Origin of the sequence: Mangrovicoccus sp. HB161399 (assembly GCF_013184745.1) — a bacterium.
In the GTDB taxonomy this organism is placed as follows: Bacteria; Pseudomonadota; Alphaproteobacteria; order Rhodobacterales; family Rhodobacteraceae; genus Mangrovicoccus.
Genome location: NZ_JAATVU010000258.1, coordinates 1 through 1,030, shown reverse-complemented (window position 1 = coordinate 1,030; position 1,030 = coordinate 1). Strand labels below are relative to the sequence as shown.

At 62.9% G+C, this 1,030-nt stretch carries 1 pseudogene; it reads right to left on the bottom strand.

What is annotated here, in order from left to right:
• Positions 1-55: 55 nt before the first annotated feature.
• Positions 56-1,030 (bottom strand): annotated as a pseudogene (locus tag HCC78_RS32740) (IS5 family transposase); the annotation flags it as partial.

Sequence of the window (1,030 nt, the reverse complement as noted above, 5' to 3'; positions counted from 1 at the left end):
GGACTCTGTTGCGCAATTCGGCTTTTAGGGGAGGTTCCCCTATCCCCGGACAGACTTATCCCACGACCTCAGTGACAGGTATGCCGAGCGCGGTGTAGCCGTTCAGGACGGCTATGCGGATTTGGAGTTCGGCGACCTGACGGTCGAAGTCCCGCGCCATGAGGCGCTGCCCCAGCAGTTTCACACAGTGCATCTTCGTTTCGACGCGGCTTCGGCGGTGATAACCGCTCCAGTTTCGCCAGAGCGCCCGACCGAGATACTTCGACGCCTGCAAGGCTTCGTTTCGTGCGACCGCTCCGAGGGTGTTCGGCTTCCATGGTTTTGCGTTCTTGCGGGGTGGGATGACGGCGACAGCGCCTCGATCCGCAATGGCATCATGGCACCTGCGCGTGTCATAGGCGCCGTCTGCGGTGACGCTACCGATCTCCTGTTCGGGTGGGATCTGATCGAGCAACTCCGGCAGCATGGGCGCATCGCCGATGCCACTGCTGGTGAACTCAACGGCTCGGATCTCCAGCGTTTGCTCGTCGATCCCGAGGTGGATTTTGCGCCAGACCCGCCGTTTGGAACCGCCATGCTTGCGCGCATTCCACTCGCCTTCACCCTCGACCTTGATGCCGGTGCTGTCGATCAGCAGGTGCAAAGGCCCCTTCGAGCCGCGATAGGGGATGTTCACGGCCAATGTTCGACGGGCTTACGCGGCGCCACTGGCGCCACGGTCCCGTCTCACTCTGGCGGCGGGACAGCGTGCTGAAGTCGGGCACCGCCCAGTCCAAGCCGATCAGCTTCAGCAGGCTCTCGACAAACCCGGTCGTTTGCCGGAGGGCCATTCCGAACAACACCTTCATTGAAAGGCACGTCTGGATGGCGGCGTCGCTGTAGATCTGCTGGCGGCCACGCCGGCCTGTCGGCGCGGCATCCCAGGTCATGTCGGGGTCAAACCAGATCGTCAGCGAGCCCCTGCGCTTGAGCGCTTCATTGTAGGCCGGCCAGTTCCTGGTCTTGTAGATCGGGGGTGTGGGGCTGCCCA